Origin of the sequence: Candidatus Uabimicrobium amorphum (assembly GCF_009002475.1) — a bacterium.
Lineage (GTDB): Bacteria > Planctomycetota > Uabimicrobiia > Uabimicrobiales > Uabimicrobiaceae > Uabimicrobium > Uabimicrobium amorphum.
On sequence record NZ_AP019860.1, the window covers coordinates 5,222,501 to 5,249,175 of the forward strand.

Below are 26,675 nucleotides of genomic sequence, written 5' to 3' on the forward strand. Positions count from 1 at the left end.
GCTTCCAAGAAAATTCTCGTAAAGCGAGTTGCATAAGTGACCGTACTAAAACTGACACAGGTAGGTGAGGAGAGAATCCTAAGGCGCTCGAGATAACCTCTGTTAAGGAACTCGGCAAATTGACCCCGTAACTTTGGGAGAAGGGGTACCCTTGATGGTGAAGGATGTACATCCGGAGCTGTTGGGGGGCGCAGTGAAAAGGCCCGGGCGACTGTTTACTAAAAACACAGGTCTCTGCCAAGACTTAAAGTCGATGTATAGAGACTGACGCCTGCTCAGTGCCGGAAGGTTAAAGGGAGGGGTTAGCTTCGGCGAAGCTCTGAACTAAAGCCCCGGTTAACGGCGGCCGTAACTATGACGGTCCTAAGGTAGCGAAGTTCCTTGTCGGGTAAGTTCCGACCTGCACGAATGGCGTAACGACTTGGGCACTGTCTCAACAGAGGACTCGGTGAAACTGTAGTAGCGGTGAAGATGCCGCTTACCCGCAGCAAGACGGAAAGACCCCGTGAACCTTTACTGCAGCATGGTATTGGGTTTTGGTATAGCTTGTGTAGGATAGGTGGGAGGCTTTGAAGTGGAGACGCAAGTCTTTGTGGAGCCGCAAGTGAAATACCACCCTTGTTATACTAGAATTCTAACTGGTGTCCGTAGATCCGGTACCAGAACAGTGCTTTGTGGGCAGTTTGGCTGGGGCGGTCTCCTCCTAAAAGGTAACGGAGGAGTTCAAAGCTACTCTCAGCACGGTCGGCAATCGTGCGTAGAGCGTAAAGGTAGAAGGGTAGTTGACTGTGAGACTTATAAGTCGAGCAGGTGTGAAAGCAGGACTTAGTGATCCGGTGGTCCCGAGTGGAAGGGCCATCGCTCAACAGATAAAAGGTACTCCGGGGATAACAGGCTTATCGCCTCCAAGAGTTCATATCGACGAGGCGGTTTGGCACCTCGATGTCGGCTCATCGCATCCTGGGGCTGAAGAAGGTCCCAAGGGTTTGGCTGTTCGCCAATTAAAGCGGTACGCGAGCTGGGTTTAGACCGTCGTGAGACAGGTCGGTCCCTATCTGCTGTGGGTGTAGGAGATTTGAGAAGGTTTGCCCTTAGTACGAGAGGATTGGGGCGGACGAACCTATGGTGCTCCAGTTGTCGCGCCAGCGGCATAGCTGGGTAGCTACGTTCGGAAAGGATAAGCGCTGAAAGCATATAAGCGCGAAGCCTTCTTCAAGACGAGATCTCCCTGAAGGGTCCTGGAAGACTACCAGGTTGATAGGCTGGATGTGTAAGTGCAGCAATGTACTCAGCTAACCAGTACTAATATCCCGTTCGACTTATCTCTCTATACTCCTCTTTGCTTTCTTTTCTTCCTCCTCTCTTGATTTGTCAAGATTGCAATATTATATAGAAATAGATTATATACGGAATCAATTATATTCGGCGATCATAGTGAAAAGGTCACACCCGTTCCCTTCCCGAACACGGCCGTTAAGCTTTTCACGCTGATGGTATTGCCTCACGGTGAGAGAGTAAGTCGTCGCCGGATTCCAATCAACACGAACCCTGGTAGCTCAAAAGGCTGTCAGGGTTTTTTTTATGCCCATTCCACTTCACTCTTTCCTTCGTTTCTGTGTTCCTGAGTCTGACACCCATTGCTGAGTCTGACACCCATTTCTGAGCCTGACACCCCATTGCTAAGTCTGACTCTGACTCCAAAGCAAGGTCAGACTCAAAATTATTGTTTGTTACATTCTTTTCCTTTTAATTAAGGAATATCTCATTCGGAATCAGACCCCAAATCGGAGTCTGAACCAAATCGGTGTCTGATTCTGATTTGGAAATGAAATTGAGTTCCAAAACCGTTGAGATATTTTGCTATTTTTTTCTGCATGTCAAAATGAGGATCTATGATTACCTAGTTTGCACAATCACTTTGCCCCAAATAGCATTTTTTTCTAAAGAGATTTCTTCCTGTTCTCCTCTTGAAAGTAACAATTTTTTACCATCAATTTTTTTTACCAAAGCATATCGATATTGTCCTTCATTTTTATATATAACAATATCTCCCGGTGAATAATCGGAAACCCAACGCCACGCAAGAACTATAGAGTCTTCTTGAAGAATAGGGGCTAGCCTTGCGTTTTTTATGTAAAAAAAAGATGCCATACTGAAAAAAATTAAAACAATACCTATACCTAGTACCCAAGATTTCCAGCTCAAAAAACTCTTCTTACAATATGTCAAAAATTTTCCCTTTGCCTTTGCTATTTCTTGTCCAAGTGCCTGCGCATCGCCAAATTCTTGTTCAACCATTTTCCAAACCTCCTCTTTACTGTGATTTCTTTTGTTTTTTGAATCAAAAATTTCGTGAAGATGATCTCGTAGTTCTGATTCTACACGACAACTATCTTTGTGAAAAAGATTTGCAGAGGTCATCACTTTTTCTAAATAATTTTCAATACTATCCATAATTAGTTCCCAAAACGAGTTGCATAGCACGCACAACTTCAAACCAAGTTAATTTATTTTCTTCCAGCATCTCAAAACCTGATTCAGTGATTGTGTAGTACAAACGTTTACGACCATTATCAAGAAACTCCGTATGAGACGTCTTTATTAGATTTTTCTTCTCAAGAGAATATAACATTGGATAGAGAGTTCCTTGACCTAGTGAAAAAATATCTTCGCTTCTTTTGGCCAATTCTGTTGCAATTTGGTAACCATACATCGGCTTTTCTGATAGTAATTGCAATACAGATGTACGAATACATCCTTTTAAAAATTGTGATTTTGATTTCATAAAAAACCTTATGGTATGTGTAAAATACTATTTAATATATACTATGTATTGCATAGTATATGGATTAAATTATTTTGTCAAATAAAAAATTAGGAATATCTTGTTTTGATATAATCAAAACAAGAAAAGCATACTTGTTGAAATAAATGAGATGGAGGAAAATATTTTATGGAATCAATAATATGAAAGCTCTTGTTATTAAGAGTGAGACACTGTTTTGAGTCTGACACGACACCCATCTTTTTTGAGTCTGGCACCGTTTTCGAGTCTGACACCGTTTTCGAGTCTGGCACCGAATCGAGTCTGACACTCATTTTTGGGCTGATACCCATTTGGTATTTCTGAGACAATCTAAATCCCCAGATAAAAAAACACTTTGTTAAGACTCCTCTTCTGTATCCTATAAAAATTAAGATATTCAGAATTGGGTGTATTTTTACTCTTTGCGTGGTAGTTTAAACTCGGCTTGAGTTTGGCTACTCGGTTCGAATCGGATAGTTCGAATAAATTCAAAAGAAAGTTATATCTGTATTTGATAAGAAAGGTAGATTATGGAAAAGCAAATAGTAAAAGGAAAGTCGTTACAAAAGATAGAAGCAAATACCATATACAAAGGGTGTAGTTTTTATTTGGAAGATGTGATCAATGGCGCGGATTTCAATGGAACAGAGCTTGATAATTGTTCATTCCGTGGTTGGTTTAACGATTGGGGGAGAGACGAATATGGGTTGTGGATGGCATTTACGTTCAAGAAAATACGCCAAGTATTGCGGTGGATAGATCCCGGAACATTTACGATGGGATTGTCTGAAACAGAAGAGCACGAGGTAACACTCGACCGTGGTTTTTGGCTGGCGGATACCACATGTACACAAGAATTATGGAGGGCAGTCATGGGGAAAAATCCTAGTTATTTTAAAGGAAAACAACAGCCGGTGGAGTCTGTAAGTTGGGATGATTGTATTTCATTTATGGAAAAATTGAGCGGTGAAATACCACAGTTAGAGCTGAGTTTACCCACAGAGGCTCAGTGGGAATACGCATGTCGTGCAGGAACAACAACAGCGTTTAGCTTTGGAGAGAGTGTAGCGGAAGAACAGGTAAATTATGATGGTTATCGACCAGTGAAAGTAAAATCGTTGCCATGTAATAGTTGGGGGTTATACGAAATGCATGGTAATGTAAGTGAGTGGTGCAGGGACATCTATAACGAATATACTGGAGACAGTATAACTGACGACACAGAACCTATCGTTTATATTGAAAGAGCCTTACGCGGTGGCAGTTGGTACGACGACTCGTTGGAGGACTTACGTTCTGGAGTGCGCTACGGTGAAGCTCCCTTCGACTGTTTCGACTTTGTTGGTTTTCGGTTTTGCTTGAATCCGCAATAGGATAATAATCGTTGAGTCTGGCACTGTTTTCCGTTCGAATAAACTCAAAAGAAAGTTATATCGGCACTTGATAAGGAAGAGAGATGGAAAAGCAAATAGTAAAAGGAAGGTCGTTACAAAAGATAGAGGCAAATACTATATACAAAGGGTGTTGTTTTTATTTGGAAGATGTGATCGATGGTGAGGATTTCAACGGAACAGAGTTTGATAATTGTTCATTTCGCGGCTGGTTTAACGATTGGGGTAGAGACGAGTATGGGTTGTGGATGGCATTTACGTTTAAGAAAATACGCCAAGTATTGCGGTGGATAGAGCCCGGAACATTTACGATGGGATTGTCTGAAACAGAAGAGCACGAGGTAACACTCGACCGGGGTTTTTGGCTGGCGGATACCACATGTACACAAGAATTATGGCGGGCAGTCATGGGGAAAAATCCTAGTTATTTTAAAGGAAAACAACAGCCAGTGGAGTCTGTAAGTTGGGATGATTGTATTTCATTTATGGAAAAATTGAGCGGTGAAATACCACAGTTAGAACTGAGTTTACCCACAGAGGCTCAGTGGGAATACGCATGTCGTGCAGGAACAACAACAGCGTTTAGTTTTGGAGAGAGTGTAACGGAAGAACAGGTAAACTATGATGGCTATCGAACAGTGAAGGTAAAGTCGTTGCCCTGTAATAGTTGGGGATTATACGAGATGCATGGCAATGTAAGCGAGTGGTGCAACGACCGCTATGACGAATATATATATGGTGAAACAAACTCTACAGAACCTATCGTTTACACCGGACGAGCCCTACGCGGTGGCAGTTGGAACAACGATTCGTTGGGGAGCTTGCGTTCAGGAAGTCGTCACACAGAAGCCTCCTTCGACTGTTTCGACTTTGTTGGTTTTCGGTTTTGCTTGAATCCACAATAGTATACCTGCTTAGTGTGCACTTTGTTTTCCGATTTTGACTTCACATAAACCCAAGGTGTCTGCAGAACTTTAACTGAATGACATGGAGTCTAGCACCATTTTGACTCCGATTTGAGTCCAACACCATTTTTATCAAGAAATTTCTTGTTCCCTCTGAATTATTACCAAATAAAAAAATTAGAATCTTCAGCTGTATGTTTTGATATAATCAAAATAAAAAAGTATGCCTTTTATAAAATGAATTATTCCGAGACTTTTGTGGATTTTGCGAAGTAAGTATTTTATGGAATGGATGGATGAACAAGCAAATTATTAAGAGCCAAAAGTTATCTTCTGTAGAAGATAATGTTCAATACAAAGGTTGCGTTTTTTACCTAAAGCAAAAAAACTACAATGTTGCAAATAGCTCGTTTGATCATTGTAGTTTCCGATGTGATGTTGTCTTGGGGGAGCTGGAAAATTGTTCTTTTGAGAATTGTAATTTCTCTAACAAAGTGATTGTTGATTTATCGCGAAAAAATTTACGAAATATTCCACAGTGGATTTTTGAGATGGATGCGATAACGGAATTAAATCTAATGGGAAATCTTATTGAAGTTATCCCAAGTGAAATAGTTCATTTGAATAAACTGGAAATTTTAAGACTGGGTGAAAATAGAATAGTTGATATTCCAAAAGAAATAGGCAAGCTAGAAGAACTATTGGTTTTAGATCTTTTTGCAAATGCAATACAGATACTCCCTGCAGAACTGGGAAATTTAAGAAATTTACAAGAATTAAACCTACTTGAAAACGCTTTAACCGAAATCCCAGCGGAACTAGGAAAACTGTGTAATCTTTTATCATTGTGTATGGGAGAAAACAAGATACAAGAAATCCCCAGATCAATTGGAAGTTTGATAAATCTATCTTATTTAGATATTTCATACAACGAAATTCGTTCTCTTCCTGCAGAGCTGGGAAATTTACAAAATCTTACCAAATTGAATATCTCTGGTAATGATATTGATATTTTACCGTGTGAAATCGGTAATTTACGGAGCCTTTCGCGGTTGATGATGTATCATAATAAGGTGAAGATTTTACCTAATGATTTTGCAATGCTTGATTGTCTTGTGGAGTTAGACATTTCTGGTAATGGGTTCACCACTATTCCCGATGCAATTAAGAAGTTAAAGAACCTACAGACATTGCATCTGAGTTATTTAGATATAGATGAGGCCGATTTTCGTTCTTTTGAAAAAAATTATCCGCATATTTACATAGAAAAAGAGTTTTTTGGAATTTGATGTCACTGTTTTAGGATTTCTTTGTATGTCGCGACAACTAAAATATTTGATGGCTTTATTATTGCCGGTTTTTCTACACGTATTGCTGTTTTTTATTTCCATTCCTTGGGGATATACTTTGCAGAGGTTAGATGAAGCGTTGTTGCTTCTAATGATCGTTTATATTGTTACTGCAGGAATCTTTGCTTATTTGTTGAAAAAACATGCGATTAAATTTTTAGTTGTGACATATATGACTTTGGTGTGTCTTATTTTGTTAGAGATTTCTCTGAGGGTGTTTTTTGGAAATTCACCGCTATTGCGATATCACAGTATTGCCTTACACAATCCAAACTTATCTATGCAAGCGTTGGTTACAAAAAAAATTAACGGTGTCGATGATGTGGTAAAATTTACGACCAACAGTCTACACTTGAGGAGTCCCGAGATTCGAAATTTTAGTGATGTTGATATTTCGATATTATGTATTGGTGGTAGTACCACAGAATGTTTGCCCGTTACCGACTCTAAAACATGGACGGCTCTTTTACAAAAAGAGTTGAGTAAAAAATTGGATAAAAATGTGTATGTTGGTAACGCGGGAAAAGCGGCCATGTTTACTGTGTCTCACAAACAAGTTTTAAAAAACTATGTACATCTCAAAAATTTTGAGTGGATTGTGATCTTGTGCGGTATTAATGATCTTGCTACTTTTTTACGTGACGATTATGACGAGCGCAGCACCAAACAAGAAAGTGATGCGGTTTTGTATTACAAGAAACTTTTCCTTGTAAATTTACTTCAGGCGCTACATCGGCAAAACTATGCAACGCAAGATTTAGGTGGTTATTATATCGAAAATCGGCGTTTAAAACGTAAAAATGCGAAAATTTTGACAGAAATATACGGTGATTTTGATCTAGCTTTGCGAAGATATCGCAAGAATTTATTAGATATCATTCAAATTTGTCGCGAAAAAAATAAAAAGTTAATTTTTATGACGCAGCCTACTCTATGGCATGAAAATATGTCTTTAGATTTACAAGGGATGCTATGGCAAAGTACACTACGAGGTTCATACACGCCTAAAATATTGGCAAAGATGATGGACGATTATAATAACGTTATGTTAGATATATGTGATCAAAAAAAAGTATACTGTTTGGATTTGGCGAAAAGCTTGCCGAAAAATAAAAGTGTCTTTTATGATGACTGTCACTTTAATAATTCAGGGTGCCAAAAAATATCCAATATATTATCTGAATACTTGTTCGAAAAGATTGAATAGCTTTTGAACGTCGTTGTGACTATATCAGAATTAGTCAGCGACTAATTCTGATATTCGTTTACTTAGATAGCTTTTTTACCAAGACACCATCAATCGATAATCTTCCTGGACCGAGCAATAATATGGGAAGGTATGCAAAAAGATACAACAATGCTTTTTCTTTGGCAGCAAATGGGTCACCACTATGGACGACAAAAGCAGCAATAACCATAGTAAAGATTAGCTGTAAAACAGCTAAGCGCGTGGCTACTCCAAACATAATTGCCAGTGAACAGAATACTTCTGAAAAGATCGCCAAAGCCATGCTAAGAGAATTACCCACCCCTAAAGGATCAGGAAAGGTACTCGCCTTTTCTCCATAGTTCATCAATTTTCCCCAGCCATGTCCATACAACATGAAGCCACCTAAAGAGAAACGCGCGATAAGTAGCGTGATATCTAAAAACAATGCTTGGGTTTTGTCATTGAAAAATTGTGCCCAGCGAGTAATTAATTTAACTAACATAGTTACTCCATAATAATAGAAACTTCAATTGATGTTCGTTATTTTATTTGTCCATGAATATTAGCATTTGCTGATAGTACACACAATTGTTTTTTATCATTCTGCGATAAGCTTTTAACCTTTGGTTACTGCTATAGAAAAAACAAAGAATGCTTGCTATAATGGAAAAATGGTGACTAAAGATCACAAACGAAACTAGAACATACCTTATAAAGGAAAGCACAATGGCGAAAAACCTACGTTTATTGGCAATACTTTGTTTACTAATTTGTGTTAGTAATAGCTATGCACAAAAGTATGATTTTAAATTTGATTTGATTACTTGCGATCGCAAATCTAAATACTTACATGAGCCCGATGGCGAACTTACCGTTTCTATGGCTTTGCCACGACGCATGGATAAAAAAGATTTACAAAAACTACAAAAAGCGGGTGAAAAGCAATTGCGCAGCGAGCGTTATCGTATCGAGCGCGAAATGTTAGCGTTTAATGAAGAAATCGATGAGGTAAACTTTCTTAGTCGTTTGAGTTATAAAGAGGTCTCGGAGCTGGAAGATGAAGCAAATGACAAGTGGGAACAAAATCGCAGTTTAGCCCAAAGAGCAGTGAAAAGAGCCTTAGAGAAAGAATGGAAAAATTTACAAAAAAATAAAAGTATGTATAAGAGGCATCGGTTTAAGGTGGCTTTTCGCATTAGCTCTAATGTTGTTGCTATCGCATCGTCTCTGGCAGCTATTTTTTCCAGCGGGGGAACAAATATTGCTGCATATGCCTCCTTGGTATCGTCAACGGCATCTCTCGGAGGAAATATGAAAAATGCCGGTAGCGATGTTTTTAAAAATGCAACAGAAGTGTACGCTGTTTTAATTCAGATCAATTCTATTGCAAAAAAGATAAAGGCGGCCAAAGAAAAAGGTGTGTCCGATCGAAAAATGAAAAGATTAGAGGACGAGCTAAGCAAGGCACGTAAAAGTCTTTCGAAGAAAGCAGACGCATATCGAAGCAGTCTTGGTGAAATTGAGATAAAAGCGGAAAAGCTACAAGAACAGATTGAGGCAGTAGAGAAAAAAAGAAAAAGTATACCCTTTGATAAAATGGATCACGACGATACAGAAGACAAAGTCAAAAAAATTGACGATACTCTGGATGAAATGCGCGAAGATTTGGAAGAGTTACAAGAAAAGCTGGAAGAAGCGGAAAAATTAACCGAAAAAGTAGACCAACTTTCTGAGATAGATAAGTCGATAGATGGTTTTGGTTCGGTGAGCAAGATGTCAGGTCTACTAGCTTCTATCACCAACTTATCACAACACATCACCAAGATTATAGAGTAGTTGTTTGTCCACTTAGGTGTGGGAAGTTGATGCCCACATCTTAAGACCTATCATTTTCTCACGAACCACATAGTTATTTTGCCGACAGTATGCTGCGTAATATTTCTACTTTTAAGGATAAACATGTGTTGGAAGTATCTGATGTTATTATTGACTATGATCCTGGATCTTTAAAACGAAAACCGGTAAAACGCGAAGATGCTTTTGCAAAGGTGAGCGGATTCTGGCCGCGAAATATCATCAAAAAAATTCCACATAATGATGGTGTGCTCAATCATGAAGCTGTTGACAAAATTTTATTCAATGCTCATTGTGAAATGCAAAGGCTATGGGAAGAATTTTTGCATGGGGAGCGAATATCTGTTGTTTTGCGTACTTTTATCGATACCTTACGTGAACAAAAAATAGCGCCACCCTACCGCATTGTCGATGTTGGTTGTGGTTTGGGCTATAATATTCGTTGGTTGGCGGCGAATAACGTTTTGGATAGTGATGTTCAACTTGTTGGGGTAGACTACAACGATTCATTAATTCACCATGCGAAAGCCATTCGTGACATAGAGAACTTGAGTTGCGAATTTATTGTGGGCAACGCTTTTGCATTGGAGGAACCGGCCACTGTTTTTATGTCCACGGGTGTTATTCACCATTTTGCCGCACAGCATCTACAAGATTTCTTCTACAAGCAACAACAGCGCCAACCTTTGGCATTTTTCCATTTTGATATCCAGCCAAGTTGGTTGGCTCCTATTGGTTCGTGGTTATTCCACATGGCGCGCATGCGTAGTGCTTTGGCTAGATATGACGGATATCTTTCTGCACGTCGCGCACATCATATTGAGGTTTTAGCACAAACAGCACGACAAGGAGCGCCTAACTACAACTTAATACACTATGGTTGCAAGATACCTCTTCTGCCTGTCATTCGCAATATGCATGCTATCATTGGAATCGATCCGTGCGTCAGCGAAGCATTTCTTCAAAAACTTCCTAATCCACGAAATTTATGGAAAAAATTGTAAAACAGTTAAGGAAAATCTTATGAGATTTACGATGTTTTTTTTAGGTGTGTTGTGTGCAGGTTTTCTACACGCAAATGATTATAAATACTACGTGAAATTGGAAATACAACTTCAACCAAAATTTGCGGTGAACTTTGGAGATGAATTTGATCAGGAAGATGCGGAGGATTATGGAACATATTACAAAGTCAAATTTGCTGACAACAAAAAAATAGGCAAGATAAAACACTTTGTAAATAAACGCCTCTATACATACTATAAAATTTCATATGCCGATCAGCAATCTATCGTTGCGATATACGATCACGAAGCAAATCTCACGGATAAAATAATATACAATGAGCAAAATGAACTTGTTACGGGAGAAGTATCCCCACGTCATTTCTTACTCGCTCCGCCTATTTGGGCTCAGTGTGCTATTTATGTAAAAAAAGATGATCTCGTTCTAAACTCGTGTTTGCGCTTGTTGTTAGGAAATAACTTTTTGATGTCGCGGGAACTTGTCAATGACTTTGATTATGGTTTTGCATTTTCCGAGAATCTGAAAGACTTAGATGCATCGCGTTTTTTGATAGTTCTCTATGGAAGCATCACTAGCGAAGATTCACGTTGGTTTAGCCATGTAATGTTGCAAAATTGCCGACAAGAAAGGCGAAGTGACGATTGGAACGTTTATTACAGCGAAGGTGATTACGCGCCACTAAAAGGGGCCATTATTACCAAATCGGGTGTTGTTGCGATTTGCCCTACGGAGCAGGTGAAAGAAACCATTGAAATGCTGGAGGGCAAGAAGCAACAATGCAATGAGGATTTGTATGATAAAATGCAAAAAATGTTCGGGAAAAATTTATTGTCGTTGCTGTTCACCAAAGATTTTATTTATATACCCCAAGAAGAAATTGATTTTCAGAAGATGGACTACGTTCATGTTTCATTATCTCCTTTGGTGGAGAATCATTATGTCGCGCACGTAGATATTGCCTTTCGTAGCGCAGCTAGTGTCGATGAGTTGCAGAAAAAATTTAATACATCGATACAAAGAATGATGGGTGATATAAGAGAGTCTATGCCGCGTATGAAAACTTTTGACGTGAAAGATACTCTTACATTGCTTCAGCAGTTAGAGATAAAATACAGCAATTATGTGTTTTCTGTTGAGAATAAGATTGATCAGCATCTACTTAAAGGTTGGACATGTGTGGAAGACCACAACTTACCAAGGTTTTATTTTGAATATTTTCGCGACCTAACTGTTGAAAAAACGATTGAAAATTCACAGCAACATTTTGTCAATGGTGAGTATAAGAAAGTTTTTGAAGAATCATATCTTTGGGAGTTTTTGGAAAAGAAAGAATATCGCAAAATTTACGATGAATTTTGGGAAAAGATGGACGAAAGCAGTAAAAAACGATTTGGTTACGATAAGTTTGAGACGCTGGATGATTTAATTGTGCATAAAATGCTCCATGACAATTTTTGGATAAAAGAAAAACGTTACAGAGGAGCGTTGAATGGCATAGGTGAATTGTATCTGAAAATGCAAAGTACTCCATATGCACAACAAATAAAAAACAGATACGAGGAACTATATAAAGAGGCGGTGGCAGAACAAAAAAATGCGAAGCTTTATTTTTATTACCAATCTTTTGATGAGTATGTAAAAGACTCACTAAAATGGAAAAAAGAAAGTAAAGAAAAATATTCGTCACTGTTGGCCGAAGTGAAAAAACTCGAAAAACAACAACGTTTCCATGAGGCCATTGATAAAACGATGTTTGAATTATATTTCAGTTGTCCTTCACTGTTTGAAAGGATCGAAGCTGTGAAATACTTCTATCGTTTACTGGAAAAACGCACCGCGAAATATACTGATATTAAGTAGGAAATCTATGATACACATCATGATTATTTATAGCTTATGCTTTTTGAATTTTATTCTCATTGGAATATGCGATGCTGCGGGGCGTAATCCGCTAATTTATAAACGCAAATACTATTATAAGTCGATTCTTCATTCTATCGCTGTGGGACATGTTCTTTTGGCAGTTGTCGCAGTGTATTCGTGGACGTTATGGTGGAATTCCACGGATGCGGATATATTATGGGAGTCGTTTCTTGCTGTTAGCATGATGCCGATACAGTTATTTGTCACCTATGCGAGTATTGTACTATGCACGTTTTTGTTGTATGCAATACCAAATTCTGAGTTGCGCAGCTTTGTCACTGTGGCATCTTTTGGTCCGTTGACAATGATGAAGGCGTGGATTTTTATCATTGGTTGGTTTACGTTTGTGTCGTCCACAAGTGACTGGCGTCTTATTTCTATATGGTCTTTGGGGACAAGTGCTATTTTGTTTCAGAAAAAATTGTTGAACTCTTTGGGGTTTGCGCATCGTTTGACCTACCCTCAATCATTGCAATTTACGGAAAATAGTTAGGTGTTATCCATCGTAGCACCTTGTAAATTTTCTTTTAAGGAATAGAAAATTGAAAAACATAATGATCGCAATATTTGTTATCTGTTTGGTACACGCAAAATCCAAAGAAGATGTACAAAAGTTTTTAGCGGAAGGCAACTATAAACAAGGTGAAGTTCACTTAGAAAATATTTTAAGTGAAAATCCTGAAAATGACCGCGCACGTTTAGGTTTGGCTGCGCTACAGTTTTTTAGAGCTTTTTCTAATCTCTCTGATGATTTATATCGTTACGGTTTGCGTAACCGTTACCTAGCAAGAGAATTTCAACAAGATTTTATGCTACCTCTGAAATCCAATCCAAATCCCCAGCCCATTTCCTACAAAGATTTTCGCAACATTGTGGAGAATTGGAAAAATACTCTACAATTGGCAGACATGAATCTACAAAAAATAAAAGATGAAACAATGCAACTGGAGATCAATCTGTCACAAGCATTATTCCGTTTTTTTATGAATCTAAGGCCAAATATTTCGCAGAATGAACTAGATGCTATGCAAAAACAAGCGGCCATTGTTATTCACTTTGACATTGCCGACGCGCATTGGTTACGTGGATACTGTAATATTTTTATGGCCGCAGGCGAGGCATTTCTCGCGTATGACCATCGCGAATTATTTGAAGCGGTCGGGCACTTGTTTTTTGCCGATGTCGTTTCCGAGCATAAATTGATTGGCCACTATAAAGCCAATTACGGTTTTTCACGCGATTTAATTGACGCGATTGCTTTTATACATGGTTTTTCTTTTCAACTAAAAGAGCCACAGCGTATGCTGAAATCGTTGTATCATTTGGAGACCTTCATTGCCCAAGGGCGAAAGTCATGGGAGTGCATTCTCCGTGAAAAGGATACAGATCATTTTGAATGGGTTCCCAATCCACAGCAACAAAGTTTTATGCCAGTGGAACAGAAGATGATTGATGGCTGGTTAGAGGTCCTCAACGAACTAGAAAGTATTCTCAAAGGAAAAAAATTAGTGCCCTTCTGGATAAATCGTGACTATGGCATTAACGTACGCAAGGTATTTACCCAACCACAAAAATTTGATTTGATTATGTGGATACACGGTTCGGGAGTAGTGCGCTACGTGGAGAAAGGTTCCATAAGTGATGAAAGACGCTGGCGAGACCTAACGGAAGTATTTGGCCGTGATTTTTTTACCTATATGTTTTGGTTTAACTAAGCGACGAACAAAGAACTCGTAACGTCGTAGTTATGTAATTTATAATATTGTAAATATGAAAGTGTGTCATATAGTTGTTGGTGTTCAAATGACAATTTTATATATCGCTTCCGACTGTTCCAGAAAAAATAAAAAAAGAGAACCTTTTTGTAAAAACCTATGTAGTACTTATAGCCAAGTTAACCAAATTACGCAAAAAGGAGTTATGTATGAATCGCAGAGAGTTTATGAAAAATGCCGCTTTGAGTTTGTGCGCATTGTCGATCCCTGTTGTGGGACGCAAGGCTTTTGGGGCGGACTCGGACCCTATTGTTCTCGAAAAGAAAGAAATTGCCGGAATACCTAAATTTGAAATACCGAAAACACAACTTGCCATTCCACAGACTTCTTATTGTAAACGCGTCGTATTTGTACGCTATGGTGGCGGAGTACGGCGCCAGGAAACGATTAGTCCTAAAACGGAGTCGCCGTTCTTTTATCATGGTTTATTGAAGGAAGGTACGCTTTTTTCCAATGTATGGATTGATCGCGAATCCATTACCGGGCACGCCCAGGGATCATTGTATACCATGACGGGACGTTTTGACAACTACAAGGGACAACCATTTGATGTGGAATACACACCTTTATATCCTACTTTTGCGGAATATGTGCACAAAGGACTAAAAACAACTTCTACAGATTGTATTATGATTAACAATTCCGACAACATGTCTACAGAGTTTTTTGGCTTTTCTGAGCACAAAGATTATGGGTTGGCACACGCACCAATTTTGCTTTCTGAATGGGCACTTATGGTTAGACGTTTGGAGCGTAACCTACAAAAAGCTACAGGAAGTAATCGCAATAAACTTTTACAGAAACAAAAAGAATTATTGCAACAATTATACCGCGCGGAAATTCCTTCTGATCCGAAAACAACAGAACTCATCGATCGCCTTGACAAAGAACACGGCGAGAGACCGCCTCTTGGCGACGAGCTTGTCGCGGAGTTGGCGGTGCGCGCACTGCGGGAACTAAAGCCGCGTTATTTGCAGGTGCATCTGCAAGACTCCGACTACGTACACTGGGGACCAGGACAATTGTACCGTCGTGGTGTACGACGTATGGATACCGCATTGCGACGTATTTGGGAGACGATACAATCTAACAACGAATTGCGTGATGAAACAGCACTTGTCGTGGTTCCTGACCATGGACGCAACATGCATGGTTCGCGACGTATTCCTTATCAGCACCACGATACCGAAGATCCAGGTAGCCATGAAATATTTGCGTTTTTTGCCGGGCCAGGTATTCCTCGCGGGGTACGTATTGACCAGTCTCTACCGCAAATAGACGCTACCGCTACTATGGGAGCACTCCTGGGAGTCGCAACTCCATATGTGCACGGTAAGGTAATGGAAGGGGTGATTTCATGAGTAGTGCAGCGTCCGCTTTAACGGTCGAAACTTCGCCGCAAAAAACCATCAGTTTGGCAAATATTGTTGAAAAAATTTTGTCCATTTTTTCTCTAATCATGGTGCTAGCTATCGGTGGTTTTTTGTGCCGTAATATCGTCACTTCGATGCTCGCTCTTGGTTATATGGTTGTTGCGATGCGCAATGTGATTCATAACGATGGCAAAATAATGACAGCACTACCTGGTCAAAAAGCACTGTGTAATGTACCAATGATTGCGTTGTTATTTTTACCAAGTATTATTGTGGTGCAAACTGCTCCTCTAGTGGGAATTGTTTTATTCGTTGCCGCAGTTTTCTATACCATTGTTGGCTGCGCAGCACTCAGTAGTGGAGCATCGCGAATTTGTTTGATCAAAATCTCTGCGGCAATAGAGCATTTGCGCAATCAAAATCCCCAGTCGCATTGGATGCGCAACTTATTTTCCGCGTACTACACATCGTGTAAATCACAATTGGCAAATCTTGGGAATATGTGGATGCTGGGAGCCAAGGCATTTTTGGGAGCGTATTTGTGGTTGGTGGTCCCTAGTTTTTTTCTCGCGATTGGTTGGTACTTTGGGTGGATTTTCTCCTTTGAACGTCTGACCTATGAGATGTCGTTTTGCGTTTTGATGACAGTACTTGGTGTATTTAGCTTTGGTTGGGTAGCGATTCATCTACCTTTGTCAACGGCACACTTCGCGATGCACGGCAATATTAAGAGCTTTTTCGACATTTCCTTTGTCAAAAAGCATATACGCAAAGCCCCTTTGTCCTACGGTTTAGTCTTACTTTTCACCATTTTTCTCACTATATTTCCCTATGCCGCGAAAATTCCGCGTTTGCAAGTAAAGGATGTTGCGGGAGTGGCGTTTTTGTTTTTTGTATTGGTGCTATGGGCAAAGCTACTGTGGGCGAAAGTGTATGCCATCGCGAATAGTGGTGAAGAGAAAAATTGGTATTCGATCAATCGTTGGCTACTACGCGTTGCCAAAGTAGCGTCCTTTATTCTTGTCCCTATTATATTACTTCTCAGCCAGTTCGTTAGTTGGCGTGGAGCGTATGGATTTTTTGATCACTTTATGTATTTGCTACCGACATTTTTCTAAGGTAAAAAATCTTAGAGCTGTTATACTTAATAGTAAATTTGGCTATTAAGTATATTCTTTTTGTCCAGGTGCAATATGAAGCGTGAAAAACTTTTTCCAGGCCCATCTAGTCCATGGTGGTGGCAAGCGGTTTCTCTTATCAAAAATTCTTATGGCCTTTTAGGCAAGTGTATTCAAAAATACGGTGCGCCATTCTCGATGCGTATAAATTCTAAAACACAATTTGTATTTTTCAACACACCCGAGGCGGCCCGTGATTTATTCACCGCCAACTACAAGGATGTATTTGCTGGACCGATCAGTGAGCCTCTGCGCCCTGTATTGGGTGGCAAGTCGTTACTACTTCTCGATGACGATGAACATTTAGCGATGCGCCGCTTTATGACACCACCTTTTACAGGAAATGCGATGCGCAATTATGGAGAAATTATTCGCGACATTTCTGTTAAAAACACCAGAAAATGGGGAAAAGGTACCGAAGTTACCATGCAGCATGTGATGCAGACCATCTCAATGGAAGTTATTTTACACGCTGTTTTTGATTTGCACGAAGGCGAACGTTTTGAGAGATACAAACGCATTTTATTGGAGTATCTCTCTATATTTAACGGCAAAAACGCTATTTTTTTATATATCCCCAAGTTGCGTAAACGCTTTCTCGCACCATGGGCAAAATATTTACGTACCGTCAAATTAGTAGACGAACTGATCTACGAAGAAATCAATTTGCGCAAACAGAGTTCGCAACAAAACGATATCCTATCGCGTTTACTTGCAATTCGCGATGAGGATGGCAATGCGTTGTCTGATTTGGAATTGCGCGATCAACTAGTGACATTGCTGCTCGCTGGGCATGAAACCACAGCCGCGTCGATGACATGGTGTTTGTATTGGATTCACCATACACCGGAGGTTTTGCCACAATTGTGTGATGAATTGCGCGGTCATACTTCCATAGAAGATATTGCAAAATTGCCATTTCTAGATGCAGTGTGTCGTGAAACGTTGCGTTTGTATCCGATTGTACCCGCTGTAGGCCGCCTGTTACAACGCCCGGTATCTGTTGCTGGACATGAGTTGCCGGAAGGGACTGCCGCCATTTTGAGCATCTACCTCACACACCGCAATCCCGATGTATATCCCAATCCTGAAGTTTTCTATCCACAACGCTTTCTCGAACGCAAATACGATGCATATGAGTTTGTTCCCTTTGGCGGTGGTGCACGGCGTTGTTTGGGCATGCACTTCGCGCTATACGAAATGAAAATAGTCATCGCACATTTATTGCAGAACTATCAACTGGAGTTGTGTAGCGATAAACCAGTATCAGCGGTACGCCGTGGAGTAACTTTTTTTCCTAAAGGTGGTATTCCTATGGTTGTGAGGGAACGGCGGGAAGATTAATCGTACCATTGTTGATTTAGGTTTTGCTAAGAAAAGAGATTCGTTTTCAGATTGGTGCCCTCACCATCGCGGATTTAGTTTTTGTTAAGAAAAGAGATTCGTTTTCAGATTGGTGCCCTCACCATCGAATTTAAGGTTTTAGCTTTGCTAAAAGCCTTAATTCTCATGCCTCTCCCACGGGAGAGGCATAACACGTCTTACTTCCAGCCATTTGTGCTATTTTATGCTGTCGCATACTTATTCAAATACAACTAGATTTTGCGTTACGGTGATTTGCAATTTATTTTGTGTGACGACATCGTCCCAGTTGCTGTATGGTTGTGGGGGGTTGTATTGTGTTTGTTGGATATCATACGCGCCTTGAATTTCGGTCATTACTGTTATGGCGTTTGTCGCTGCGGCTTTTACACCATCGTCTGTTGATCTCGCCCCTACATAAAAATCATTCCCTGGCCATGAAACGTGGTCCCAGGCGACGGTACTAAATAACACGCAATCGCTAAAGTCGTCGCCTTGTTCCTCGTAGTGAACTGGTGGACATAATTGCGGTTTGTTTTCGTTTCCTTGGGTTAGAGGACGGACAAAGTATGAGATGCCGTTGATTTCATGACGTTCATTGCTGCACTCGCGATATGGGTCGTAGTACACCGCTTTTATGCTTGTGAATCGTTGTCCGTGCTCGCGTAGTATCCTTTCCAAAGCCTGTTTTAATTGTGCTCCCAATGTACCGTGAAAGATTCCGGCAAATTGACCGCAACCAAGCCCGGGAATGGTGATAAACGCTTTTTTACCGTTGCTTTTGGCAGTGTCATTGGCGTATTGTAGTACGGGAAGTAGTCTGCGTTCATAAAGTTTGGCGTACGCGGTGCTATCAATTTGGTTTTTGTCAACGACCTCGTCCCAGTCGGCGGGCGTATTGCGGTATCCACAACGCACTAGTGCTCCGGGAGTAAAAAGTAAGTGACCTGCAAATGGTGTGTCGTATATTTTAGGACGTACATGCTTTCCGTCATCGTAAATTTCTACCGGCATGCAAATGCTAATATCTCCAAGTATTTTTAACTCGCTTAGCGTCCAATCCTTGCCATCACCTCTGACAGAGCTTTCAGCGAAAATTTGTGGTATTTTGGTTTGCATAAGCAATTCAATAAATTCATTGGCAGTGATTGCGTGTGTGTCTTTGCCTTGTAGTTTTTCTTTTAAATAGGCTCCCGGTTTGGCGATGAGATTTGCTAAGTTCGATTGTATATGATCATAAGTTGTTTTGTGAAGAGTCACTATGTATTTTACCATGGTTTTGTCCTTTACTTAAAATCTAAATCAACAACAACAGGATGATGATCCATATCTGTTGTCTTTACGTTTAATATTGGTCCACCGCGTTTTATGGTAAATCCCGAAGCAAAGATGTAATCTAGACGCCGATCTGGCTCTGCGGTACTTCCTTTCATGATGGTGGTGTCCTTTAGAGATTTGGCGATGTAGTTGTAGCTTTCTACATCGAGTTGTTCGCTATCGGAAAACAAATCGCGGCGTTTATCTAAATCGATGTCAATATTTAAGTCACCCGCCAAAATTTTATATTTTGTGGGTTTGCTGTGTAATAAATCTACGGATAGTCCAATGACGGTATTTCTTTTTTTGGCAGAGTAGGCGCTCGCATGTAGGGCAACAATTGACATGACATTTGTTTTGAAGTGATAGTCACATATCAAAAAATGTCGTGGATCAGCGGCAATAGATTTTGACCGTATGATATAGCCACCCTTATAAAAAATGGCGCTATGGCGGTTGCTTCCCTTGGTAATGATAAATCGCCAACCATTTAATTGGTGAGAAATGTTGCGCGCTTGGTAAATGCTATCTAGTTCCTGCAGTACCACAATGTCCGCTTGTAAATTTTTCATGGCATTTACAACGCGCGGTACAGATCGGTAACGTAGAGCGTTGCCCGTTTTTCCCGTACTCCCTCCTACATTCCATGTAATAATACGTAAGTCTTGCTTGTGTGTTTTAGAAAATTGATAATTTTTGTTGATGACTTCGCGACTGGTGTAGGAATAAATCCCCATGGTGATGGCGAGTAGCCACAAGATGATTTCCGCTTTCATATTTCCTCCCGTAAACGAAACTGACGGTGCGCTAAGGCAAGAAACGCAAAGGTAAACATCAGGATGCACGACGCATCTTCAAAGACGCGATCCCACAAAATGTTTTCGCGAAATACTTCGCGCCAAAAACCCATATATGAAGTAAAAAAATACGGGCGCAATTTGGCAAAAAAGTGAATTTCGCTCATCACGTATAAAATGAGATAAATGGCGATAGAAGTCGATACGGCATTTAGGGGATTTCGTATCCATGTGGAGAGGTAAAAACTCATCGCCAAAGGAGCGCTAAGAGATATTGTGGCGAGTATCCACGCATACGTAAATGCTATGAGAGCTTGGTTTTGTGTCAGACTTTGGTGTACATGTGTCATTTGTAAAACACCTGGATATAAATTGAGTGTTCCCCAACCAACAAGAATTAGCCCGATCGTAAGAGCAAATGACAACAGAAATCCTACGAGAATAAACAAGTACAAAAAAGAAACGAGTAATTTACTGAAGAATATGCGTGAACGTGACAATGGGCGGGCGAGCATGAGGTATAGTGTGCGTTTACTCGTTTCTCCGGCAATTTGCGCTCCGCCTTCTGTTGCTGCAAAGATAGGTAAAACCATCATTACCGCAAAATAAAAGGCATATAAGGCGAAGGTGAGTCCATTGAAATAGCTGCGGTTTTCAAAGGTGTAGCGAAAAGTAACTTGTCCACCCGTTTCTGTTTGTGCATATGTATAAAAGCCAAACAAAATAAAGAATAAATACAAAACAATGGACAGTATAGAATAAGACGGACGGTGCGAACGCTGTAATTTGTGGTATTCAAATTTATAAATCATTTTGTTTCTCTTTATTCTGTAACTCTTCGAGAAAAGCATCTTCCAAAGATACTTTGTGGTGGTAAAATTCACATAATTTTATGTCGTGATGCTGTAATGTATCGCGCATTTCTTCGAGTTCCATTGTATTGGCTTGCAATTGAAAAGTATGGTTACTTTCGATTTTTGCATGAGGAAAAATTTGCGGAATCATGGTGATGTCACCGTGTATTTTCACCTGGAGTGTAGATTTGGTTTTGATAAGGTCTTTGATATTGCCATAGAAGATCTTCTTACCTTCGTGGATAAAAAGAACGCGGTCGGCAATTTTCTCAATTTCGGACAACAAGTGACTGGAAAGTAGTATCGTGACTTGGTGTTCGTCGCGGAGTTTGCATAGTAAAACCCTTAGTTCACGAATGGCGAGTGGGTCAAGTCCATCTGTCGGTTCATCTAGCACCAAAAGTTCGGGCATTGGTAATAAGGCTTGTGCTAAGATGAGGCGTTGGCGCATACCAAAAGAGAATCCTGCGACGCGGTCGTGAACTCTCTCTTTGAGGCCGACGAGACTGAGAACACGTTCAATTTCCTGTTGTTGCGGATATTCTTTTTTGGGTAAACCCAAACGCACTAAAAATTCCATGTTTTCCCAGGCGGTAAGATTATCATAAAGAGGCGGTGGCGCAAAGGCAAAGCGTACCTTGCGCATTACTTTTTCGCGTTTTATGTAAGGCTCATAACCAAAAACCTCCATCTTTCCCGCAGTAGGACGTAAAAACCCCGCAAGAATTTTGAGCAAGGTACTTTTTCCCGCACCATTTGCTCCCACAAGAGCCAGTATTTCTCCCGAGAAGATATCGAAATCAATTTCGTGGAGTGCCTGACGCTTGCCATATATGTGGTTGATTTTCTTTGCAGTGACGAGAACGTTATTTGTCATATGATTCACCTAAGAAGAAATTTTCTGGTAAATGGGCATATCATTTAGTTGTGTGTAGCAATCTATAAAAGGACTACCTATGAGGTTTTCTTTACTCCCCAATACCAAGTAACCATTTTTTTGTAAACTTTGGTGTAGAAGAGTAAATATATCACGACGTTTGGTTAATCCATAGTAACAAATGGCATTGCGGCAAAAAATGACTTGAAATTCTCCCGGCGATGAGTCATTGGTGAAATCGTGATGCCGAAATGCAATCATTTTTCGTAAGTTTTCGCGGAAAGAAAAACCGCTAGGCGTTTGATGGCAAAAAACTTCGAGAGTTTTCTTTCCGCCACTTTGTACATAATTTTGCTGTGACTCTTGCCAAATGTTTTGTGAAAAAACATTGTTTTGTGCTGTATCAATACGCTCGTGGGCAACATCAGTTGCGTATAGTTGAGATTTAGGGGATAGGTCTTCTTCGTATAACAATGTTGCCATTGAGTATACTTCTTCTCCTGTTGAACACGCGGTATGCCAGATATAAATGGATTCGCGTGCTCGTAATTGAGGTGCAATGTAATCGCGGAAGTATTTCCACATCGCGGTGTTGCGAAACAGTAGTGTGATCGGTGGTATTGGCTTTGACAATCTTGTAATTCCTTGTTTATCATTTACTCTGTCAGTAACTGCAACAACATTTTGGCATCTAGTTTACTTGGTTTGTTAGTACCGTCAAGAATTTTTGAAGCGAGGTCGCGCTTGTTTTCATGAAGACCAATAATTTTTTGTTCAATGGTGTGGTTTGTCACCAAGCGGTATACGGTAACGACTTTTTTTTGTCCGATGCGATGTGCGCGGTCTGTGGCTTGGTCTTCTGCCGCGGGATTCCACCATGGGTCTAAGTGAATAACAAAATTCGCCTCGGTCAGATTCAGCCCTACACCTCCTGCTTTCAGGCTGATTAAAAAGACTTGTGATTCGCCATTTTGAAAAAGATCAATGCGTTTTTGTCGCTGTTTTTGTGTGGTACTACCATCGAGATATTGGTAGAGAATGTTTTTATCTTTTACGATTTTTTCTGCCATTTTTAAGTAATCGACGAATTGACTAAAAACCAAAACTTTATCCTTGCCTTGCATAATTTCATCGAGGATTTCGCCAAACACTTGTAATTTGGAGCTAACGATTTGGCTATTGGGGTGCACTAGTTGTGGATGACAGCACGCGCGGCGCAGACGCATAATTTCCGCTAAAATCTCAATGTGTTTTTGTCCTTCTTCTCGTTGACTTTTGCTCTTGGTGAACCGTTCTATTGATTTTTGGCGCAGGGCTTCGTAAAAATTGTTTTCCTCGTGACTCATGTCAATATACATTACTTTTTCGATTTTTTCTGGCAAGTCTTTGAGTACTTGGTTTTTTGTCCTCCGCAAAATGAAGGGCGCAACCATGTTCTTTAAACGTTGTGTGGCATTTTCACATTTGTGGAGTTCTATGGGAACAATGAATTTATTTTTAAATGTCTGTAGGGAGCCTAAAAGCCCTGGATTGATGAAGTGGAACAAGGTCCATAGTTCGTGCAAGCTGTTTTCTACTGGTGTTCCTGTGGTAATCATACGGAATTTACTTTGTAGTTTCAGTGCCGCCTGAGTTCTTTTTGCATAGATATTCTTTATCGATTGCGCCTCGTCTAAAATAACAATATTCCACTTCTTTTTGCTAAACACATCTGCGCGATTTTGCAAAATACCGTAACTGGTGATGAGTAAATCTCCGTTTTTTAGACGTTTAAGTAAAGCATTTGGCGATTGGCTATTAAAGACGTAAGGGGTTAAGGAGGGGGTAAACTTATTGCATTCGATGGCCCAATTTATGCACACCGATGTCGGTGCCACAACCAGAGAAGCTCCTTTGTTTTTATTTTTCAAAAGCAAAGCTAAGGTTTGGATGGTTTTTCCAAGACCCATGTCATCGGCAAGACACGCTCCAACGCCCCATTCTAAGAGTTGCGAAAGCCAGATAAATCCTTGTTTTTGGTAGGGGCGTAGTGTGGCATTGAAATCTTGGGGGATATTTACTTGTTGGCTACGTATTTTGTTGATTTTTTGCACGTGTTTTTGCCATTCAATGTTATATTCCACTTCATCAAAACCGGAGAGTATGTTGCCCACATGAGGTGCTAGAGCTTTGTGTATACGCTTTTTATCCATACACAACGATAGTTCTTCTAATTTTTGACGGAGTTCGTTAGTGACGATGGCAAAGTGGTCGTCACTAAGTTGGATGTAGTTGTTATTGTCGAGAAATTTTAGGAACTTTTTGATATCCCATACGCGCTTGTCATCAATGTGAATTTGACTGTCCAATTCAAACCAATCTTTTTTCTGCACGACTTTTAAACTTACACTTCCCAAGCTGCTGATGTTCGGTTTTTTACCATGGATCCATTCGATGGGGATTGTATCTTTCCATTTGAGTAGTAATTGTAAACACTCCGCGGTGTCTAGCTCCCACGAATAATTGTCGGCAGGTAAAGAGACACTTTCTACAATTTTTTGTGCGTCATGCTTTTCACTTTTGACGTTGCGCGATAGATACCTTTTCGTTGCGGCGTCAAAAAATGTCTGTGTGCCTTCACCAGGAGGAAATACTTGTTCCTCGCCAAATGGTTTAACGATTAAGTCGGCGCGAAAATCTTTATTCAGTATTTTATCGAATCGCGCATAAACTTTTGTAGGAACTTCGACAAATTCGATATTTCCCATGTCAGTGTTTGGTGAGAGAATATCCATTTCTTTGGCAATGAGTTTGGTGACGTTTTGTATTTGTTCCTTCGCGGTATTTGGTAAAATGAGTTGTTGTCCCATCATACGCAGTATTTCACCCTGACGTTCACTGAGTGTGATTACGCGTATTTTGTTTTCTTCACACAGGCATATGATATTGTCTTGCGCTAAATTATACGGAAATAGAAATTTGTAGTTCGTCGACGTTTTCTCCAGAACAATATGTGGCGTTTCGGCGACAACCTCTACTTGGGTGTGCGGCTCTTTCCCCCAAAATACGTAAGGGTGGCCGACCATTTTTGCCACCACGGGTTTCCATTGCGCGCTTCGCGAATATGCGTAGCTTGCACGGCGTTCTTCTTCGTAAATTTCTCGATCTTGTTGTGTGGGCACATCCGAAGTCGATGTGAATTTTGCCTTGCGCCCCTTGTTCCATGTACCATTGGCGCGTAACGTTTGTTCTCGTGCCTCTATACGCCAATTGCGATTTTTTTTTATTTCTATAAACCATGCAATCCTGGTATCTTTTTGCGTTTCGCCCTGCAAGTATTCGGTGATCATTTGTAAAGAACGTTTCCATCTTTCTTCGAGCTGTACAGCATCGACGAGTAGATATTGACCACAATCACCGTAGATTTGCTCTCGGGCATCGCCATATAAAACGAAGAAAAGGTTGGCGGCCACCCATGTATAGCTATTTTGCATGGCATATTCGTGAAAGGCAATGATTTGCATATGATGGCACTCTACGGGGGCAGATTTTTTGATCCACTGAGTGACAATCATCGCAAAGAAACGCAATATAGGTTGTTGTTGCGGCTGTACAAACTCTTCGCAGAGACGTTGGGCATTGCTAAAATCGTTGTCCATAGCATCTTCTATTGCCGATAAAATAACAAAAAAGCTTGTGTATTCTGTGTCCCAGACCTCGGCTTGTTGCGAGAGTTTTTGCAAACGACCTTGGCGATTTTTTTCGTTGCTAAACAATAAACACAACAACGCAAAAAACGCATAGAAATCTTCAAAACAATCCTTTTTACTGATACGGTGGTATTGCTTGATACCTTTATCGAATATTTTCCACGCCGCATCTGCGTCCTTGCGTAAGAATCGATCCATACCACGTAGCATGGAAGCGTACGGCAAACCATCTGCGAAATCACATTGTGAAATTTCTAAGGCTTGTGAGATTTTTCCTTGTAAGAAACACATATTTGCCCATTGTTTACGCACCACATGACTTTCTGAGCAAGAATACAAGTTTTGTTGCACCATTTGTTGTAGATCATCGGGAAGTGCTTTCAATTCTACAATATACTTCGATAGAACATCGTGAAGATAATAGCATAATATTTTTGTGGGGAGTTTTTGCTGCCATGCCATGGGTAAGTTGCGACAAGATGTAAGCGTTATTTGACTTTGGGTTAGAAAATTTGGCATGCTTTGTTGTATTTTTTGCGCCGTGGAGATGTAGAGATTTTCATCTTTTTTGAGAATAGCAATTTCCAAAAGCTCGGGTCCCCCCAGGGAAAAACGCGTAAAATTTTCATTTATTTGTTCGTAAGTGACTTGTAAAAGATGCTCAAAATATGGTTGCTGCAATAAATCATTGATCACATCACTCCAGTAATCGACGCGGTTAAATTGATAACTGCGGTAAAAGTAGCGCAGACGATTGTGTACAATTTCTGAAATTTCCCGCGAGGTAAGTGTTTCTCCGTTAAAGTTACCAAATCTGTGTACGATATTTTCTATTTCGTACGGTTCGCCACCACATAAAGTGGCGATTTGCAGAATAAATTTTTCAGTTGCCGATAACTGCTCGTACTTCAAAGCTTTTCTCCCATAGATTTTACAAAGTGTTGTCGCTCAAATTATAACACGCCAACGTACAAAATAACGGTAATTTT

21 protein-coding genes and 2 rRNA genes (1 of these 23 cut by a window edge) are annotated in these 26,675 nt (G+C 40.2%); 14 read left to right on the forward strand and 9 right to left on the reverse strand.

All coding sequences use genetic code 11. The features are described from left to right. Both UABAM_RS18920 and rrf read left to right on the forward strand, forming a co-directional pair. A 23S ribosomal RNA gene (locus UABAM_RS18920) occupies window positions 1-1,327 on the forward strand (it extends 1,707 nt beyond the left edge of the window). Between the two features lie 94 nt (window positions 1,328-1,421). After that, a 5S ribosomal RNA gene (gene rrf, locus UABAM_RS18925) occupies window positions 1,422-1,531 on the forward strand. Between the two features lie 365 nt (window positions 1,532-1,896). Here rrf and UABAM_RS18930 read toward each other — a convergent pair. Then, entirely contained in the window at window positions 1,897-2,454 is a 558-nt protein-coding gene (locus tag UABAM_RS18930; protein ID WP_151969570.1) for a S24/S26 family peptidase, read from the reverse strand. Continuing rightward, complete coding sequence (locus UABAM_RS18935; RefSeq protein WP_151969571.1) at window positions 2,447-2,785, reverse strand: PadR family transcriptional regulator; 339 nt, start codon at window positions 2,783-2,785, stop codon at window positions 2,447-2,449. The genes UABAM_RS18930 and UABAM_RS18935 overlap by 8 nt, the downstream gene beginning before the upstream one ends. 551 nt (window positions 2,786-3,336) lie before the next feature. Here UABAM_RS18935 and UABAM_RS18940 point away from each other — a divergent pair. The 4 genes from UABAM_RS18940 (at window position 3,337) to UABAM_RS18955 (ending at window position 7,658) form a co-directional block, all read left to right on the forward strand. Further along, window positions 3,337-4,179, forward strand: a complete 843-nt coding sequence (locus tag UABAM_RS18940; protein WP_229759276.1) for a formylglycine-generating enzyme family protein — start codon at window positions 3,337-3,339, stop codon at window positions 4,177-4,179. 83 nt (window positions 4,180-4,262) lie between these two features. Further along, window positions 4,263-5,102 (forward strand): formylglycine-generating enzyme family protein, encoded by an 840-nt coding sequence (locus UABAM_RS18945; RefSeq protein WP_229759277.1) that lies wholly within the window; start codon window positions 4,263-4,265, stop codon window positions 5,100-5,102. A gap of 296 nt (window positions 5,103-5,398) precedes the next feature. Then, complete coding sequence (locus tag UABAM_RS18950; RefSeq protein ID WP_151969572.1) at window positions 5,399-6,391, forward strand: leucine-rich repeat domain-containing protein; 993 nt, start codon at window positions 5,399-5,401, stop codon at window positions 6,389-6,391. Between the two features lie 25 nt (window positions 6,392-6,416). Further along, complete coding sequence (locus UABAM_RS18955) at window positions 6,417-7,658, forward strand: SGNH/GDSL hydrolase family protein (RefSeq protein WP_151969573.1); 1,242 nt, start codon at window positions 6,417-6,419, stop codon at window positions 7,656-7,658. A gap of 58 nt (window positions 7,659-7,716) precedes the next feature. On the opposite strand, the gene UABAM_RS18960 is transcribed toward UABAM_RS18955, so the two are convergent. Next, window positions 7,717-8,163 (reverse strand): DoxX family protein, encoded by a 447-nt coding sequence (locus tag UABAM_RS18960; RefSeq protein WP_151969574.1) that lies wholly within the window; start codon window positions 8,161-8,163, stop codon window positions 7,717-7,719. Window positions 8,164-8,387: 224 nt separating this feature from the next. Here UABAM_RS18960 and UABAM_RS18965 point away from each other — a divergent pair, with 224 nt between their 5' ends. The 8 genes from UABAM_RS18965 (at window position 8,388) to UABAM_RS19000 (ending at window position 18,134) form a co-directional block, all read left to right on the forward strand. Next, entirely contained in the window at window positions 8,388-9,497 is a 1,110-nt protein-coding gene (locus UABAM_RS18965) for a hypothetical protein (RefSeq protein ID WP_151969575.1), read from the forward strand. Between the two features lie 125 nt (window positions 9,498-9,622). Further along, window positions 9,623-10,519: a class I SAM-dependent methyltransferase gene (locus UABAM_RS18970; RefSeq protein WP_173013419.1), complete on the forward strand. Its 897-nt coding sequence runs from the start codon at window positions 9,623-9,625 to the stop codon at window positions 10,517-10,519. 19 nt (window positions 10,520-10,538) lie between these two features. After that, window positions 10,539-12,401 carry a hypothetical protein gene (locus UABAM_RS18975; protein ID WP_151969577.1) on the forward strand — a complete coding sequence of 621 codons (1,863 nt, stop codon included), beginning with the start codon at window positions 10,539-10,541 and terminating at the stop codon, window positions 12,399-12,401. A 7-nt stretch (window positions 12,402-12,408) separates the two neighbouring features. Beyond that, window positions 12,409-12,957: a hypothetical protein gene (locus UABAM_RS18980; RefSeq protein WP_151969578.1), complete on the forward strand. Its 549-nt coding sequence runs from the start codon at window positions 12,409-12,411 to the stop codon at window positions 12,955-12,957. A 49-nt stretch (window positions 12,958-13,006) separates the two neighbouring features. Next, complete coding sequence (locus UABAM_RS18985) at window positions 13,007-14,179, forward strand: tetratricopeptide repeat protein (RefSeq protein WP_151969579.1); 1,173 nt, start codon at window positions 13,007-13,009, stop codon at window positions 14,177-14,179. Between the two features lie 209 nt (window positions 14,180-14,388). Further along, on the forward strand, window positions 14,389-15,600 hold the full coding sequence (locus UABAM_RS18990) for an alkaline phosphatase family protein (protein ID WP_151969580.1): 1,212 nt from the start codon (window positions 14,389-14,391) through the stop codon (window positions 15,598-15,600). Continuing rightward, the gene (locus tag UABAM_RS18995; RefSeq protein ID WP_151969581.1) at window positions 15,597-16,730 is read left to right on the forward strand and encodes a hypothetical protein; all 1,134 of its coding nucleotides are present in this window, start codon (window positions 15,597-15,599) and stop codon (window positions 16,728-16,730) included. Before UABAM_RS18990 ends, UABAM_RS18995 begins: the two co-directional genes overlap by 4 nt. A 75-nt stretch (window positions 16,731-16,805) precedes the next feature. Continuing rightward, entirely contained in the window at window positions 16,806-18,134 is a 1,329-nt protein-coding gene (locus UABAM_RS19000; protein ID WP_151969582.1) for a cytochrome P450, read from the forward strand. 237 nt (window positions 18,135-18,371) lie between these two features. Here UABAM_RS19000 and UABAM_RS19005 read toward each other — a convergent pair whose 3' ends face one another. From UABAM_RS19005 to UABAM_RS19030, 6 genes are read right to left on the reverse strand one after another with little or no spacing between them, the layout of a single operon-like run. After that, a complete protein-coding gene (locus UABAM_RS19005; protein ID WP_151969583.1) occupies window positions 18,372-19,427 on the reverse strand; it encodes a hypothetical protein in 1,056 nt (351 codons plus the stop codon). Between the two features lie 11 nt (window positions 19,428-19,438). Next, window positions 19,439-20,245, reverse strand: coding sequence for an endonuclease/exonuclease/phosphatase family protein (locus UABAM_RS19010; protein WP_151969584.1), 807 nt, complete (start codon window positions 20,243-20,245; stop codon window positions 19,439-19,441). After that, the gene (locus tag UABAM_RS19015; RefSeq protein WP_173013420.1) at window positions 20,242-21,078 is read right to left on the reverse strand and encodes an ABC transporter permease; all 837 of its coding nucleotides are present in this window, start codon (window positions 21,076-21,078) and stop codon (window positions 20,242-20,244) included. Before UABAM_RS19015 ends, UABAM_RS19010 begins: the two co-directional genes overlap by 4 nt. Beyond that, window positions 21,068-21,997, reverse strand: coding sequence for an ABC transporter ATP-binding protein (locus UABAM_RS19020; protein ID WP_151969586.1), 930 nt, complete (start codon window positions 21,995-21,997; stop codon window positions 21,068-21,070). Before UABAM_RS19020 ends, UABAM_RS19015 begins: the two co-directional genes overlap by 11 nt. Before the next feature lie 9 nt (window positions 21,998-22,006). Then, window positions 22,007-22,630 (reverse strand): CheR family methyltransferase, encoded by a 624-nt coding sequence (locus UABAM_RS19025; protein WP_151969587.1) that lies wholly within the window; start codon window positions 22,628-22,630, stop codon window positions 22,007-22,009. Between the two features lie 23 nt (window positions 22,631-22,653). Next, window positions 22,654-26,598: a DEAD/DEAH box helicase gene (locus UABAM_RS19030; protein ID WP_151969588.1), complete on the reverse strand. Its 3,945-nt coding sequence runs from the start codon at window positions 26,596-26,598 to the stop codon at window positions 22,654-22,656. Window positions 26,599-26,675 lie beyond the last annotated feature (77 nt).